Annotated in this window: 1 pseudogene; it reads left to right on the top strand. The window is 72.6% G+C overall.

Features of this window, described 5'->3' with window-relative positions:
• Nucleotides 1-716, top strand: a pseudogene (locus tag PV341_RS45205) (ABC transporter permease); the annotation flags it as partial.

The following is a 716-nucleotide window of genomic DNA, read 5'->3' as shown; positions in this document are numbered from 1 at the left end:
ACGGCCCTGCCTCTGCTCGCCGTGCTCGTTGCCCTGACGGTCACCTCCTTCGGCGGGTCCGTCCTCGCGGGCGTGGAGTCGGGACGCGACCGGGCGGCCGTCACCGCGGTCGGCGCGGACGCCCGCGTGCAGACCTTCGGCGCCCTGCCGCAGGGACTCGACGCCCAGGTCCGGAACATCGCGGGAGTACGCGAGGTCACGGGCGTCCGGGTAGAACGCGGACAGAAAGTGATAAACGACCGCATCTTGTTCGACTTGCTGGTCGTCGATCCGGAGCCGTACGCCCGGCTCGTGGCGGCCACCGGGCTGGGCTCCTCCTTCCCCGCCGGCAAGCTGGACTCAGGCGCGAAGGAGCCCATTCCCGCGATCGCCTCCCCGGCGCTCGCGCGGACGTTCGGCAACGGCGTCGGCGACCCGGAGACCGTCAGGTCCTCCGTCGGACGGGTCATGGTGCACATCGTGGCCACGCAGGACGCCACACCGGCGGCCCCCAACCACGAGTTCGTCATCGTGTCACGGGCCGCCCTGGCCAAGGTGGCGCCCGGGACGAAGGAGCCGGCGCACGGGCCCTCCACGCTCTACGCGACGGGCACCGGCATCGACGCGAAGGCGCTGCGCGCCGTCGTGGCCAAGGCCGCACCCAAGGCGGCCGTCACGCTGCGGACCGAGCAACGCGCCTCCTACGGCACCACATCGGCCTTGCAGTCGGGCGCACG

Origin of the sequence: Streptomyces sp. PA03-1a, assembly GCF_033792805.1 — a bacterium.
In the GTDB taxonomy this organism is placed as follows: domain Bacteria; phylum Actinomycetota; class Actinomycetes; order Streptomycetales; family Streptomycetaceae; genus Actinacidiphila.
This window is presented reverse-complemented; position numbering and strand designations above follow the sequence as displayed.